The sequence below is a fragment of the Arthrobacter terrae genome, assembly GCF_015708085.1.
Taxonomy (GTDB): Bacteria; Actinomycetota; Actinomycetes; order Actinomycetales; family Micrococcaceae; genus Arthrobacter_M; species Arthrobacter_M terrae.
Genome location: NZ_JADNYM010000015.1, coordinates 100,487 through 114,043, shown reverse-complemented (window position 1 = coordinate 114,043; position 13,557 = coordinate 100,487). Strand labels below are relative to the sequence as shown.

12 protein-coding genes are annotated in these 13,557 nt (G+C 62.8%); 11 read left to right on the top strand and 1 reads right to left on the bottom strand.

The window, feature by feature from the left end; translation table 11 throughout:
• Positions 1 to 542 precede the first annotated feature (542 nt).
• Together efp and nusB are read left to right on the top strand one after the other, a co-directional pair.
• Positions 543 to 1,106, top strand: coding sequence for an elongation factor P (gene efp / locus IV500_RS12880; protein WP_196397207.1), 564 nt, complete (start codon positions 543 to 545; stop codon positions 1,104 to 1,106).
• Positions 1,106 to 1,543 carry a transcription antitermination factor NusB gene (gene nusB, locus IV500_RS12875; protein ID WP_196397206.1) on the top strand — a complete coding sequence of 146 codons (438 nt, stop codon included), beginning with the start codon at positions 1,106 to 1,108 and terminating at the stop codon, positions 1,541 to 1,543. The genes efp and nusB overlap by 1 nt, the downstream gene beginning before the upstream one ends.
• Before the next feature lie 22 nt (positions 1,544 to 1,565).
• Here the strand turns inward: nusB and IV500_RS12870 are convergent, their stop codons facing one another.
• The gene (locus tag IV500_RS12870; RefSeq protein ID WP_196397205.1) at positions 1,566 to 2,924 is read right to left on the bottom strand and encodes a PrsW family intramembrane metalloprotease; all 1,359 of its coding nucleotides are present in this window, start codon (positions 2,922 to 2,924) and stop codon (positions 1,566 to 1,568) included.
• A 97-nt stretch (positions 2,925 to 3,021) separates the two neighbouring features.
• Between IV500_RS12870 and IV500_RS12865 the strand changes: the two genes are divergently transcribed.
• From IV500_RS12865 to pyrF, 9 genes are all read left to right on the top strand, one after another.
• Positions 3,022 to 3,240: a hypothetical protein gene (locus IV500_RS12865; protein WP_196397204.1), complete on the top strand. Its 219-nt coding sequence runs from the start codon at positions 3,022 to 3,024 to the stop codon at positions 3,238 to 3,240.
• 158 nt (positions 3,241 to 3,398) lie between these two features.
• A complete protein-coding gene (locus IV500_RS12860; protein ID WP_196397203.1) occupies positions 3,399 to 4,295 on the top strand; it encodes an SDR family oxidoreductase in 897 nt (298 codons plus the stop codon).
• A 131-nt stretch (positions 4,296 to 4,426) separates the two neighbouring features.
• Positions 4,427 to 5,017: a bifunctional pyr operon transcriptional regulator/uracil phosphoribosyltransferase PyrR gene (gene pyrR, locus IV500_RS12855; RefSeq protein WP_196397202.1), complete on the top strand. Its 591-nt coding sequence runs from the start codon at positions 4,427 to 4,429 to the stop codon at positions 5,015 to 5,017.
• Entirely contained in the window at positions 5,014 to 6,066 is a 1,053-nt protein-coding gene (locus IV500_RS12850; protein ID WP_196397201.1) for an aspartate carbamoyltransferase catalytic subunit, read from the top strand. Before pyrR ends, IV500_RS12850 begins: the two co-directional genes overlap by 4 nt.
• Positions 6,063 to 7,436, top strand: a complete 1,374-nt coding sequence (locus IV500_RS12845; RefSeq protein WP_196397200.1) for a dihydroorotase — start codon at positions 6,063 to 6,065, stop codon at positions 7,434 to 7,436. Before IV500_RS12850 ends, IV500_RS12845 begins: the two co-directional genes overlap by 4 nt.
• Positions 7,436 to 8,059, top strand: a complete 624-nt coding sequence (locus IV500_RS12840) for a PH-like domain-containing protein (protein WP_230854901.1) — start codon at positions 7,436 to 7,438, stop codon at positions 8,057 to 8,059. The genes IV500_RS12845 and IV500_RS12840 overlap by 1 nt, the downstream gene beginning before the upstream one ends.
• On the top strand, positions 8,052 to 9,347 hold the full coding sequence (gene carA, locus IV500_RS12835; protein WP_196397199.1) for a glutamine-hydrolyzing carbamoyl-phosphate synthase small subunit: 1,296 nt from the start codon (positions 8,052 to 8,054) through the stop codon (positions 9,345 to 9,347). The genes IV500_RS12840 and carA overlap by 8 nt, the downstream gene beginning before the upstream one ends.
• A complete protein-coding gene (gene carB, locus IV500_RS12830; protein WP_196397198.1) occupies positions 9,347 to 12,646 on the top strand; it encodes a carbamoyl-phosphate synthase large subunit in 3,300 nt (1,099 codons plus the stop codon). The genes carA and carB overlap by 1 nt, the downstream gene beginning before the upstream one ends.
• A complete protein-coding gene (gene pyrF / locus IV500_RS12825) occupies positions 12,639 to 13,511 on the top strand; it encodes an orotidine-5'-phosphate decarboxylase (RefSeq protein WP_196397197.1) in 873 nt (290 codons plus the stop codon). The genes carB and pyrF overlap by 8 nt, the downstream gene beginning before the upstream one ends.
• The last annotated feature ends 46 nt before the right edge of the window (positions 13,512 to 13,557 follow it).

The window sequence follows — 13,557 nt, the reverse complement described above, 5'->3', positions numbered from 1 at the left end:
TATCCAACATGTGCGCCCTATGCCCTTCCTGCCACTCCCTGGTCCACGCCGGGATCCTGGAAGTCACCATGGACGACGGGATCCCCTACCTGAGATACGGACCCAACACCCGCGCCCACGCTTCCACCACCACCACCACACCGCCACCGGCCTAAACACCGGAGCTGGCACCGCCTTGGGCGAAGAGACGACAGCCCGCTACGCCGGGAACCCCTGGATCCGCAACACCTACCACGACAACCTCAAAGACGCCCAAAACTTCGCCCGCACCATCATCACCGGCCCCTAAACCAGCAGGCCCCACACCATAAGCTTGGAGGCATTGAGTACCGACTATCGGACTCAGACTAGCCCACGCGGCGGGATACCAGTTCTCCACCTGACTCTCTGCCCTCGAAAATTGACGTGTAGGCAGCTGACGAAGAACAGGTAGAATGGTCAATGGATTTTTGATAACTCTTCCCCTAAACCCGAAATTAGCTCCCGCCCAGCGGATGAGCGGCGGGCCCGGGAACAATAGCCGGCAGATAGAAAGAGAAACAGTGGCAACTACTAATGACATCAAGAACGGCACGGTCCTGAAGCTCGAGGGCCAACTTTGGAACGTCGTTGAGTTCCAGCACGTCAAGCCCGGCAAGGGCGGAGCCTTTGTCCGCACCAAGATGCGTAACGTCCGTTCCGGGAAGCTGGTGGACAAGACGTTCAACGCGGGTCTGAAAATCGAGACCGCAACTGTTGATCGCCGCGATTATCAGTACCTGTACCAGGACGGCGCTGACTTCGTATTTATGGATACCCAGGATTTCGACCAAATCACGGTCAGCGGCGAGACAGTCGGCGACGCCACCAACTTCATGCTGGAAAACCAATCTGTAAATATTGCAATCCATGAGGGCACGCCGCTGTACATTGAGCTTCCTCCGTCCGTAGTTCTGCAGATCACCTATACGGAGCCTGGGCTGCAGGGGGACCGTTCGTCGGCTGGCACGAAGCCGGCCACACTGGAAACCGGCTATGAGATCCAAGTCCCGCTGTTCGTGGAAAACAACACGCGCGTCAAGGTGGATACCCGCGACGGCAGCTATTTGGGACGTGTCAACGACTAGTGGCTTCTCCGGATTCAACCCGGCCCAATTCCGCGCGAAGCAAGGCGCGCCGCCGGGCTCTTGACATATTGTTCGAGGCGGAGCAGCGTTCCGTCTCGGTAACTGAAGCGATCAGGCAGCGGCGTGAGCGCACCGATCAGATCATCAACCTATACACCGTCGATATTGTGGAGGGCGTATGCGCCCTTCAAGGCACCATCGACGAGTTCCTGGAGACCTATTCACAGGGTTGGTCCCTGGAGCGGATGCCCGCGGTGGACAGGATTCTGCTGCGGATCGGCACGTGGGAGCTGCTCTACAATGACGACGTGCCTGACGGTGTGGCCGTCAGTGAGGCCGTTGAACTTGCCAAGTTCCTCTCCACCGACGAATCGCCGCAGTTCATCAACGGTCTTTTGGGCCGATTGCAGCAGCTGAAACCAACGCTGCTGGCTTAGCCTGTGAGGACTTATCAAGAGTTCAGCCAGGGCGGTGCGCGGAGGATTCCGCGGCACCGCCTTTGTCGTCATTAAGCTCAGCTGGATTCAGCGCGCTCACCGGGCGTGGCCCGGTGGCGTGTGCCGGCTTGTTGGCGTGTTGTATCAGCAGCGCCGCCCGTGCCGCCGTCGTTCCTTCCAGCAAGACGCCCTCTAAGCGTACGGTTTCCCGCTGCCGCACTTGAGCCGGTTGGGGGCCGAGAAGTATTCGCTCACGGGTGAAAGCAACCCGGGTGGCCAGGTTGATGAAGCGTTTCATCGTCGCGCCGCCGCCAAAGGTCTTGGCCCAGACAATGGCCCGACGACGCCCCTCGGAGGTTCCAAGCATTCCGATTTCGTTCGGCAGAAACCAGCCGGAATCGGCGTACTCGGTCAGTCTGCGTCTGGTCAGCCGTGCCTCAGACCGGCGAAGCAGGGCAATGCCGAGCGCATACAGAATGAATATCGGTAATTGCAGGGCGCCGTAAATAATCAGAAAATTGGCCCCAATTAGCGAACTGCTGTTCCACAGTGCGTGCAACAGCATCGCGGGGACAAGCCCGACAAGCCAAGCGCAGATGACAAGCCAGGTACGGCCATAGCGAGCGGCATAGCCCACAAACGCACCCAAAACAGCAGTAAACATGACATGGGCAAATGGAGACATGAGGCCCCGTATGACAAAAGTGATTACCAGGCTAGGACCGATTTGCTGAAGATCTGTCATAGCGGAGCCAAAGTAGAGAATATTTTCCGTAAACGCGAAGCCTGCTGCAACGGTACCGGCGTAGACGACGCCGTTAATGGGGCCGTCAAAGGTCCGGCTGCGGAGCAGGAATATCAGTAAGACTCCAAGACCCTTGGACGCCTCCTCCACGAGCGGTGCCTGTACCAGCGTGCTGACCGTCGTGGGATCTGTAAGCGTTGCCCCGGCCAGCAGGATTGGCTTGACCCATTGCCCGACAACGAAGGAGGCCACAACGGACATGCCAGCGCCCCAGCAGAACGCAAAGATGAGTGCACTCTTCGGCTCCGGTTCCCACCGGTCAATCCACAGCAGGGTCAGCAGGCAAATCGCCAACGGAACCAGGGCCAGAGCTCCGCAGATCAAGAAAACGCTGGCGCCGAGTGCGTTCGCAAAGTAAATGAGCGTCGTCGTAGCCACCGTTGCCAGCAGCGCTACCAAGACGACATTGAGGACGCGGAATGCGCGGCTTCCTTCGAGTCCGGACTGCGGTCGCGGCCGTACGACGGCGACGGGCAACCTACCACTGGACAGTTCCGGTTCCGTGTGTGCCGGTTGTGCGTCTACGGGCTGCTGCTCCGGGCCGGCGGGGTCCAGCGAGGGCACGGGCTCCGTCATGTGATAAGCGTATGCGCGACGAAGGCCGCCACCTAGCCGGCGGTCCGGGTCGGCGGCTCTCTAGCCGCACCGGGCGCCAGTGTGGGAGCCTGAAGGCATGAACAAATCAGACCTTGAACAAGCCGCACAACTCGCGGCGGAAACGGAGCGCCAAAGCGCTGCTGATTTCCGGCGCGCAATAGCAGAACAGGATGCCCAGGCGTCTACTACCGGCGATTTCCTTCTGCCCAGCGGAAGGGAATGGGTGATTGCCTATGACGAGCTAAAAGCCGTACAAGACGTTTTGGCGCGGGAGTTCGGGCCTGCGGGCGGGTAATGCGGGCAACGGCAACGCGGACCGTTCTTGCCGCCGGAACCGTAGTTGCCTAGGTAGTAAGTAGGCTTTGGACGTTGCCAAAACCTCTGTTGACGCCTCTACTGAAGACAGTGCAACGCTATTCGTGCTCCGATGATGAAACGAAATAGGAGAGTCTAATGTCTGCTGACCAGTACACTTTTCAGGATCCTACGACGCGATACCCGTACATCAGCCCCCCGGAGCAGGACCAACCCGAGCCAGGCCTGGATCAGAAGCTGGAGCCGCAGACTGACCGAGGTCAGGAATCGTATCGTGGTACCGGCCGGCTGGCCGGGCGGCGCGCTCTGATTACCGGCGCGGACTCTGGTATTGGCGCCGCCGTAGCCATCGCTTTCGCGCGGGAAGGTGCCGATGTTGCGTTGTCTTATCTGCCCGCGGAGGAGCCCGACGCGAAGGAGATAGTCCGGCTTATCGAGGAATGCGGCCGAACTGCTGTCGCTCTTCCCGGGGATATCAGCAATGCTGAAGCCAGCAGGGGTTTGGTGCAGAAGGCTGTGGACGGGCTCGGCGGTCTGGACATTCTGGTCAGTAATGCCGGGAAACAGATCGCCTGTGAGCGGTTGGAGGACCTCAGCGACGAGCAGTTTGATCAGACTTTTAAAACTAATGTGTACCCCCTGTTCTGGATTACCAAGGCGGCGCTGGCCCACCTCCAGCCAGGCTCGTCTATTATTGCCACCACATCGGTGAATGCTTATCTGCCGTCGAAGGATCTGATCGATTACGCGATGACGAAGGCTGCCATTAACAACTTTGTCAAAGGAATGGCACAGCAGCTTGCTCCAAGGGGCATCCGAATAAATGCTGTGGCCCCCGGGCCGTTCTGGACGCCTTTGCAGGTATCCGATGGACAGCCGAAGAAGGCTCTCCCCGAGTTCGGCAAATCAACTCCGCTTGGCCGCGCGGGCCAACCTACAGAACTGGCACCGGCCTATGTGTTCCTAGCCTCTTCGGAGTCGAGCTACGTTGCGGGGGAGACCTTGAACGTAAATGGTGGCATGCCCACGCCCTGACCGCCGGGGAGCGGCCACTGTGACCACCGGGAGCCACCGCCCTGATCACGGGAAGCGGCCGCTGTGATAGTTTTGGGATGCAATGATCCTTTTAATTCCGTCCAGTGAGGCGGGGAAGGGGGAGGCGAGACATGATTCCTGAAGCAGCTGCTGCAGGCGCGTCACGCGTCGTCATGAGCGCAGCGGATATCGACCGCGCGCTCACTCGTATAGCCCATGAAATTCTGGAAGCCAACAAGGGCTCCAAAGATCTGCTTCTGCTCGGCATTCCCCGCCGTGGTTTTCCGCTCGCGCAGCGCCTTGCGGCGAAGCTTGCGGCAACGGACCCGAGCATCGATGCTGACGAGGTTGTCGGCCAGTTGGATGTCACAATGTTCCGCGACGATCTGGCAAGACAGCCGACCAGGGCCCCCGAGCGGACGAGACTCCCGGCCGCGGGGATCGACGACAAAGTGGTTGTCCTAGTGGACGACGTTCTGTTTTCCGGCCGTACGATCCGCGCTGCGCTGGACGCTCTGGTGGATCTTGGCAGGCCCCGCGCGGTACGGCTCGCTGTGCTGGCCGATCGCGGGCACCGGGAGTTGCCCATCCGCGCCGATCATGTGGGGAAGAACCTGCCGACGGCGTCGGCCGAGAAGGTCCGGGTCCGGTTGATCGAGACCGACGCCGCCGGCTCTGGCTGGAGCGGTTCGGATGAGGTCGTCATCGAGGCAGGCTTATGAGGCACCTGCTGTCCACCCAGGACCTGAGCCTGGCGAACACAATACGCATCCTGGACACCGCGGAGGAAATGGCGGCGGTCGGCGAGCGCGAGGTAAAGAAGCTGCCGGCCCTGCGCGGACGTACTGTGGTGAATCTCTTTTTCGAGGATTCCACCCGGACCAGGATTTCCTTTGAGGCAGCCGCCAAGCGTCTTTCAGCGGACGTCATTAACTTTTCAGCCAAGGGTTCTTCCGTTTCCAAGGGAGAGTCGTTGAAGGATACGGCGCAGACCTTGGAAGCCATGAGCGCGGACGCTGTGGTGATCCGGCACTGGGCCTCCGGTGCACCGGCGCAGCTGGCGACATCGGGATGGATCGATGCCGCCGTGATCAATGCAGGGGACGGCACCCACGAGCACCCGACGCAGGCGCTGCTGGACGCGTTCACCATGCGCCGGCACCTGGCGCGGTTGAACGGGACGGATTCGACCGGCAGCAATCTGTCCGGACTGCGGGTCGCGATTGCCGGGGATGTCCTGCATTCACGGGTCGCCAGATCCAATGTCTGGTTACTGCAGACTCTGGGCGCCGAGGTGACCCTGGTGGCCCCGCCCACTCTGCTGCCCGTCGGCGTCGAGCACTGGCCGTGCGCGGTCAGTTACGACCTGGATTCGGTGCTCGAGTCAGGCGTGGATGCGATTATGGTCCTACGTGTCCAAGCCGAGCGGATGAACGCGTCATTCTTCCCGTCCACCCGGGAGTATTCGCGCCGCTGGGGTCTTGACGATGCACGGTTGGCGCGGTTGGACACGCTCGGCATGAAGGACACGATCATCATGCATCCGGGCCCCATGAACCGCGGTTTGGAAATCTCCTCAGCGGCAGCGGATTCCTCCCGTTCCACAGTGCTGGCACAGGTGCGAAACGGCGTGTCCGTCCGGATGGCGGTGCTGTATCTGCTGCTGTCCGGGGATCTGCGCGATCCCGTGGCGCGGCTGCAGTCCCCGAGCATCTCAGTAGACAATCTTCCGAACACCCGCGCCGATGAAACCGGAGTGAATGCCCGATGACAGCACAGAAAACGGCAGGCCAGGCCGGACCTGAAGCCACGGCCCGCTACCTGATCCGGGGTGCCTCACCGCTGGGCAAAGCGCGGACGGATCTGCTGGTGCAGGACGGCCGGATTGTTGAGATCGGTTCCGGGCTGAGCGCCGCCTCGGCCACGGTGATCGACGCAGACGGACTGATCGCGCTGCCGGGGATGGTCGATCCGCATACCCACCTGCGGGAGCCGGGCCGGGAAGATGCGGAAACGGTGGAAACCGGGTCCCGTGCCGCCGCGCTGGGCGGTTATACCGCCGTGCATGCGATGGCGAACAGCTCTCCGGTCGCCGACACTGCCGGCGTGGTGGAGCAGGTATTCAGCTTGGGCCGGGATGCCGGCTGGGTCGATGTACGCCCGGTGGGTGCAGTGACCGTCGGGCTTGCCGGCAAGCAGTTGGCCGAATTGGGCGCCATGGCGGATTCCCGTGCCCGGGTCCGGATCTTTTCCGATGATGGGATCTGCGTCAGCGATCCGGTGCTGATGCGTCGGGCCCTGGAATACGTCAAGGCCTTCGACGGCGTCATTGCCCAGCATGCGCAGGAACCGCGCCTGACTGAAGGCGCCCAGATGAACGAGGGCAAAGTCTCCGCGGTGTTGGGGCTGGCCGGCTGGCCGGCGGTGGCCGAGGAATCGATTATTGCCAGGGATGTTTTGCTGGCCCAGCATGTTGATTCCCGGCTGCACATCTGCCATGTCTCCACCGCCGGTTCGGTGGAGCTGATCCGCTGGGCTAAGGCACGGGGCATAAAGGTCACGGCCGAGGTGACGCCGCATCACCTGTGGCTGACGGAGGAGCTGGTCCGCAGCTACGACCCGGTGTACAAGGTAAACCCCCCGCTGCGCGCCGAAGAGGATGTCGCAGCGCTGCGGGCGGCGCTGGCGGACGGCACCATCGATGTCATCGGCACGGATCATGCTCCACATCCGAGCGAGGCCAAGGACTGTGAATGGGCTCAGGCCGCGATGGGAATGACCGGATTGGAAACCGCGCTATCGGTGGTGCAGCACACCATGATTGAATCCGGGCTGATGGACTGGGAAGGGTTTGCCCGCGTCACTTCCGCGGCCCCGGCCAGGATCGGCCGGCTCGCGGGCCATGGACGTCCACTTGCGGTCGGTGAGCCGGCGAATCTGGTGCTGGTCGATCCTGCCGCGCGCTGGCAAGTGGACCTGCGGACCATGGCGACTAAGGGACGCAATTCACCGTTCAGCGGACGGGTTCTCCCGGGCGCCGTCGTCGCCACGTTTTACCGGGGGCACCCGACCGTGTTGGACGGCAAGCTCAACACCCCATCCCGGCAGAGCGGCCCGCGCGGCACCGAGGGGGAGCGCTGATGGACAGGCTGTTTCCGACGCTGCTGGCGGTCGTGCTGGTACTGGTGATTTTTGCCCTGCTCTGGCTGGGCTGGCGGCATCGACTCCAGCGCCAGGCCGGTATTGCCCCGCTGCCTGTTGTGCCGCAGCAGCTTTCCGCCGCTCTCACCAGCGCGGAAGGGCAGTACGTCGTGACAACGACGGAGGGAGACTGGCTGGACCGCTTGGCGGTGCATGGGCTGGGCATCCGCAGCAACGCCGTTCTGGCGGTGCATCCGGAGGGTATCTTGATTAGCCGCTCGGGAGCGCCGGACGTCTTCATCCCTCGAGACAGTTACAGCGGCGCCAGAACCGAAAGCGGCATGGCCGGGAAGTTTGTCGAGCGGGACGGGCTGATTGTCCTGTCCTGGCGGCTGGGTGGGCATCCCGTGGACACCGGCTTCCGCACCCGGAATGCCGCAGCGAAAACCCCGCTGCTGACGACCTTGACTGACTTTGCACCAGTTGAGACCGGCACGCCTGAGACTCACACGCCTAAGGCTCACACGGCTGAGAACGACACCGTGGTACACCACACCGTGGTAAATGACACCTTGATACATGACACCGAGCAGGCCGATACCGGAAAGAACGAGAATGACTGACCCCGAACAGAGCACATCCGCAACCGCTGCCTTGCTGATTTTGGAAGACGGCAGGACCTTCCGCGGCACCAGCTACGGCGCCACGGGCACGGCACTGGGCGAGGCGGTTTTCGCCACCGGGATGACCGGGTACCAGGAGACCATCACCGATCCGTCTTATGCCCGCCAGCTGGTGGTCCAAACCGCGCCGCACATCGGCAATACCGGTGTCAATGACGACGACGCCGAGTCCCGCCGGATCTGGGTGGCCGGCTACATTGTGCGCGATGCCGCCCGGCGGCCCTCCAACTGGCGCAGCGAACGCAGCCTGGACGACGAACTCGTCGCGCAGGGCATCGTCGGCATCCAGGGCGTGGACACCCGTGCGATCACCCGGCACCTGCGCGAACGCGGAGCCATGCGTGCCGGCATCTTCTCCGGCACCGCCGCACAACAGTCCGAAGCCGAGCTGCTGGCGCAGGTCTGCTCCAGCGCCGCAATGGAGGGTGCCCAGCTGGCCGAAGAGGTCAGCGTTGACCAGCCCTACGTCGTCGAGCCGTCCGATCATGGCTGGGATGGCGAGCCGCGTTTCACGGTGGCCGCGCTGGACCTGGGAATCAAGGCCATGACGCCGCAGCGTTTTGCCGAGCGGGGCATTCGCGTGCACGTCCTGCCAGCGGCCACAACGTTTGCCCAGCTGGAGTCGATCAGGGCGGATGGCGTCTTCATGTCCAACGGCCCTGGAGATCCGGCGACGGCGGACGGGCAGGTTGCGCTGCTGCGCCAGGTGCTGGATGCGCGGGTGCCGTTCTTTGGCATCTGCTTCGGCAACCAGATTCTGGGCAGGGCGCTGGGCTTCGGGACATATAAGCTGCGCTACGGACACCGCGGCATCAACCAGCCGGTGATGGACCGGCGTACCGGTAAGGTCGAAATCACCTCGCAGAACCATGGGTTCGCCGTTGACGCACCCCGGGACGGCGCGGGGCTGGCTCCTCAGGAGCGGTTCGGCCGTGTTGAGGTCAGTCACGTCAGTCTCAATGACGACGTCGTGGAAGGCCTTTCCTGTCTGGATATTCCCGCCTTCTCGGTTCAGTACCACCCGGAGGCGGCCGCGGGGCCGCATGATTCCGCCTACCTTTTCGACCGCTTCATTGACTTGATGGCAGCGGACGCTGCCGGCGCACCGATAAGCGGCGCCGCCGTCGACCATGCAACGGCCACGGCTGCCGCCATTTCAGAGACGCCAGCCATTTCAGAAACGCCAGTCAACCCAGAAACATCAGCACAGAAGCGGGACAAGAACTAATGCCGAAGAGAGCAGACCTCAAGAGCGTTCTGGTCATTGGCTCCGGCCCCATCGTGATCGGTCAGGCGGCAGAGTTCGACTACTCCGGGACGCAGGCGCTGCGCGTGCTCAAGGAGGAAGGCCTGCGGGTCATTCTGGTGAATTCCAATCCGGCCACGATCATGACGGACCCGGAATTCGCGGACGCCACCTACGTTGAGCCCATCACCCCTGAGGTGGTCGAGAAGATCATCGCCAAGGAGCGTCCCGATGCGCTGCTGCCGACCCTCGGTGGCCAGACCGCGCTGAACACCGCGATTGCGCTGGACAAAAACGGCGTGCTGGCCAAATATAACGTAGAGCTGATCGGGGCCAATATCGCCGCGATAGAGCTCGGCGAGGACCGGGAGAAGTTCAAGGGCGTAGTGGAGCGCTGTGGCGCCGAATCCGCTCGTAGCCACATTATCCACAGCATCGGTGAGGGCCTCATTGCCGCCGCTGATCTGGGCTATCCGATGGTGGTCCGGCCCTCCTTCACCATGGGAGGACTCGGATCCGGCCTGGCCTATGACGAGAAGGACCTGCGCCGCATTGTCGGCCAGGGCCTGCAGTACAGCCCGACAACCGAGGTTTTGCTTGAAGAAAGCATCCTGGGCTGGAAGGAATACGAGCTCGAGATGATGCGGGACAAAAACGACAACGTCGTGGTGGTCTGCTCCATCGAGAACTTCGACCCCGTCGGGGTGCACACCGGAGACTCCATCACGGTGGCGCCTGCAATGACGCTGACGGACCGTGAATACCAGCGGTTGCGCGATATCTCTATCGCTGTCATCCGCGAGGTGGGCGTGGATACCGGCGGCTGCAACATCCAGTTTGCGATCGAGCCGGACACCGGCCGCGTCGTGGTGATTGAAATGAATCCCCGCGTCTCGCGGTCCTCCGCGCTGGCGTCCAAGGCCACAGGCTTTGCGATTGCCAAGATCGCCACGAAGCTCTCGCTTGGTTACACATTGGACGAGATCCCGAACGACATCACGCTTAAGACACCGGCGTCCTTTGAGCCGGCACTGGACTACGTCGTCGTGAAGGTTCCGCGCTTCGCGTTTGAAAAGTTCCCGGCCGCGGATCCGACCCTGACCACCACGATGAAATCCGTCGGGGAGGCGATGGCGATCGGCCGTAACTTCACCGAGGCGCTGCAGAAGGCGCTCCGGTCGCTGGAGCAAAAGGGCGCCAGCCTGGACTTCAGTTCAGTCAATTCCCCGGACGTTCCTGACCTGATCGAGGCTGCCAGACGGCCGACGACGGACCGTCTCGCGCAGGTGCAGCGCGCGCTGCTGGGCGGCGGGACGGTGGAACAGCTCTTCGAGGCCACCGGAATCGATCCGTGGTATCTGGACCAGCTGCAGTTGCTCAACGAGATTTCCGCCGAAATCAAGGCATCCGCCGCGCTCGAGCCGGCCATGCTGCGCCGCGCCAAACGACATGGTTTCTCCGACGAGCAGATCGGCGCGCTGACGCACAACAGTGAGGACGTGGTGCGCGGAGTCCGGCAGGCGCTGGGCATTCGTCCGGTCTACAAGACGGTGGACACTTGCGCCGCGGAATTTGCCGCTTACACGCCCTATCACTATTCCTCCTACGACGAAGAGGACGAGGTGGCACTGCACGCCAAACCGTCAGTGATCATTTTGGGGTCCGGGCCGAACCGGATCGGACAGGGCATCGAGTTCGATTATTCCTGCGTGCACGCCTCCATGGCGCTGCGGGCCGCCGGGCACGAAACCGTGATGATTAACTGCAATCCGGAGACGGTCTCCACCGACTACGACGTCTCCACCCGGCTCTACTTTGAACCTCTCACGCTGGAGGATGTCCTGGAGGTCATCGCGGCGGAGGAACGCACCGGTGGCGTGCTCGGGGTGTTCGTCCAGCTGGGCGGCCAGACCCCGTTGAAACTGGCGCAGGCCCTGGCGGATTCGGGTGTGCCGATTCTCGGCACCTCGCCGGAGGCCATTGACCTGGCCGAACACCGCGGCATGTTCAGCCGCGTGCTGGACGCCGCCGGGCTGATCGCACCCAAGAACGGGACCGCGGTGTCCTTTGAGGATGCCAAGAAGATCGCCGATGAGATCGGTTACCCGGTTCTGGTGCGCCCTTCCTACGTCCTCGGTGGCCGCGGCATGGAAATTGTCTACGATGAGCCGAACCTGTCGCGTTACATCAAGAATGCGACCGAAATCACCCAGAACCATCCGGTACTGATCGACAGGTTCCTGGAGGACGCCATCGAAATTGACGTCGACGCGCTCTACGACGGCACCGAGATGTATCTGGGCGGCATCATGGAGCACATCGAGGAGGCCGGTATCCACTCCGGGGACTCCGCCTGTGTGCTGCCACCGCTGACGCTGGGCACGGACGTCTGCGACCGGGTCAGGGCAGCCACGCTGGCCATTGCCGAGGGCGTAGGAGTACGGGGTCTGATAAATATTCAATTCGCCCTGGCCTCGGATGTGCTCTACGTCCTGGAAGCCAACCCGCGGGCATCGCGGACCGTCCCGTTTGTCTCCAAAGCCACCGGCGTCCAGATGGCCAAGGCTGCGGCGCTGATCGGCACCGGCGTGTCCATCGACCATTTGCGCACTGTGCACCACCTGCTGCCGGAAACCGGCGACGGCGGCACGTTGCCGGCCGGTGCGCCGGTCGCGGTCAAGGAGGCCGTGCTGCCGTTCAACCGCTTCCGTACCCCGGAGGGGACCGTCGTCGACTCCCTGTTGGGGCCGGAAATGCGCTCCACCGGCGAGGTGATGGGAATAGACAAGCACTTCGACACGGCCTTTGCAAAGAGCCAGGCCGCCGCCAACAATGCGCTGCCGACCTCCGGAAAGGTCTTTGTTTCAGTGGCAAACCGGGACAAACGGGCCATCATTATGGCGGTCAAGCGGCTGGTGGATCTGGGCTTTGAAATCCTGTCCACGGGCGGCACGGCGGATGTTCTGCGGCGCAACGGCATCACCGCCACGACGGTGCGCAAAGTGGCCGAGGGCAGTTCAGCCGAGGGTGAGGGAACCATCACTGACCTGATTAACAATGGCGATGTGGATATGATATTCAACACTCCCTCCGGTGGCCAGGCGCGCGGAGACGGCTACGAGATCCGGGCAGCGGCCATCTCCAATGGACGCCCGTGCATCACCACCGTGGCGGAATTCAACGTCGCCGTGCTCGCCATTGAGGCGATGCGCACCTACGAGTGGGACGTGACCAGCCTGCAGGAGCATGCGGCCACCTTGCGGGCGGCTGTCCATGCCTGAGCAGGGGGCTGGGCGAACTGAAGCAGTGGTCAGCGGACGGGAGCCCTTCGGGGTCCGGCTTGCGGCCGCGATGGCCGCGCAAGGACCGCTATGTGTCGGCATAGACCCGCATCCGGCGTTGCTCATCGGCTGGGGACTGCAGGACAATGCTGCCGGGCTACGGCGTTTTTCGCTCGCCGCGCTGGAAGCTGTGGGACCGCTGGCGGCTGCGGTCAAGCCGCAGGTTGCTCTCTACGAGCGGCACGGTTCAGCAGGCATTGCTGTATTGGAGGAGCTGCTGGCCGAGGCTGCTGCCGCCGGAGTCCTTAGCATCGCCGACGCCAAACGGGGGGACATCGGCTCCACGATGAGCGCATATGCGGACGCCTGGCTGCGGGATGGTTCCCCCCTGGCCGCGGACGCAGTGACACTGAGCCCGTATCTGGGCTTTGAATCCCTGCGCCCGGCCCTGGATCTGGCAACGAACCAGGGCAGGGGAGTGTTCGTCCTTGCCCTGACATCAAACCCGGAGGGATCCTCCGTTCAGCACGTCGGCGGAAGGGATTCGGTGGCCCGCCGGATCGTTACGGCCGCAGCGGCGGAAAACGCCAGAACGGCGGGGCCGGGCTCGGTCGGGCTGGTGATGGGCGCCACCGTGGGCTCGGCCGTGACGGAGCTGGGGATTGAGCTTGGGACCCTGAATGGGCCTATTCTTGCCCCGGGCCTGGGCGCCCAGGGAGCCACCGCAGCAGATATGCGGCGCACCTTCGGGGCCGCTTACGATCAGGTGTTGGGTACCTCCAGCCGAGGCATCCTAATGGCCGGCCCGGATCCGGCGGCACTGCGGAATGCAACTCAGCGGGCGCTGGACACGCTCCGGGCCTAAACCGGATTCCAGATCCCCAAGTAGGTAGCAGCACCTGCAGCCAAAT

Coding starts and splice junctions, on each gene's coding strand:
- IV500_RS12870 (WP_196397205.1), bottom strand. CDS start 2,924: ATGACGGAGCCCGTGCCCTCGCTGGACCCCGCCGGCCCGGAGCAGCAG.
- IV500_RS12865 (WP_196397204.1), top strand. CDS start 3,022: ATGAACAAATCAGACCTTGAACAAGCCGCACAACTCGCGGCGGAAACG.
- IV500_RS12860 (WP_196397203.1), top strand. CDS start 3,399: ATGTCTGCTGACCAGTACACTTTTCAGGATCCTACGACGCGATACCCG.
- pyrR (WP_196397202.1), top strand. CDS start 4,427: ATGATTCCTGAAGCAGCTGCTGCAGGCGCGTCACGCGTCGTCATGAGC.
- IV500_RS12850 (WP_196397201.1), top strand. CDS start 5,014: ATGAGGCACCTGCTGTCCACCCAGGACCTGAGCCTGGCGAACACAATA.
- IV500_RS12845 (WP_196397200.1), top strand. CDS start 6,063: ATGACAGCACAGAAAACGGCAGGCCAGGCCGGACCTGAAGCCACGGCC.
- IV500_RS12840 (WP_230854901.1), top strand. CDS start 7,436: ATGGACAGGCTGTTTCCGACGCTGCTGGCGGTCGTGCTGGTACTGGTG.
- carA (WP_196397199.1), top strand. CDS start 8,052: ATGACTGACCCCGAACAGAGCACATCCGCAACCGCTGCCTTGCTGATT.
- carB (WP_196397198.1), top strand. CDS start 9,347: ATGCCGAAGAGAGCAGACCTCAAGAGCGTTCTGGTCATTGGCTCCGGC.
- pyrF (WP_196397197.1), top strand. CDS start 12,639: ATGCCTGAGCAGGGGGCTGGGCGAACTGAAGCAGTGGTCAGCGGACGG.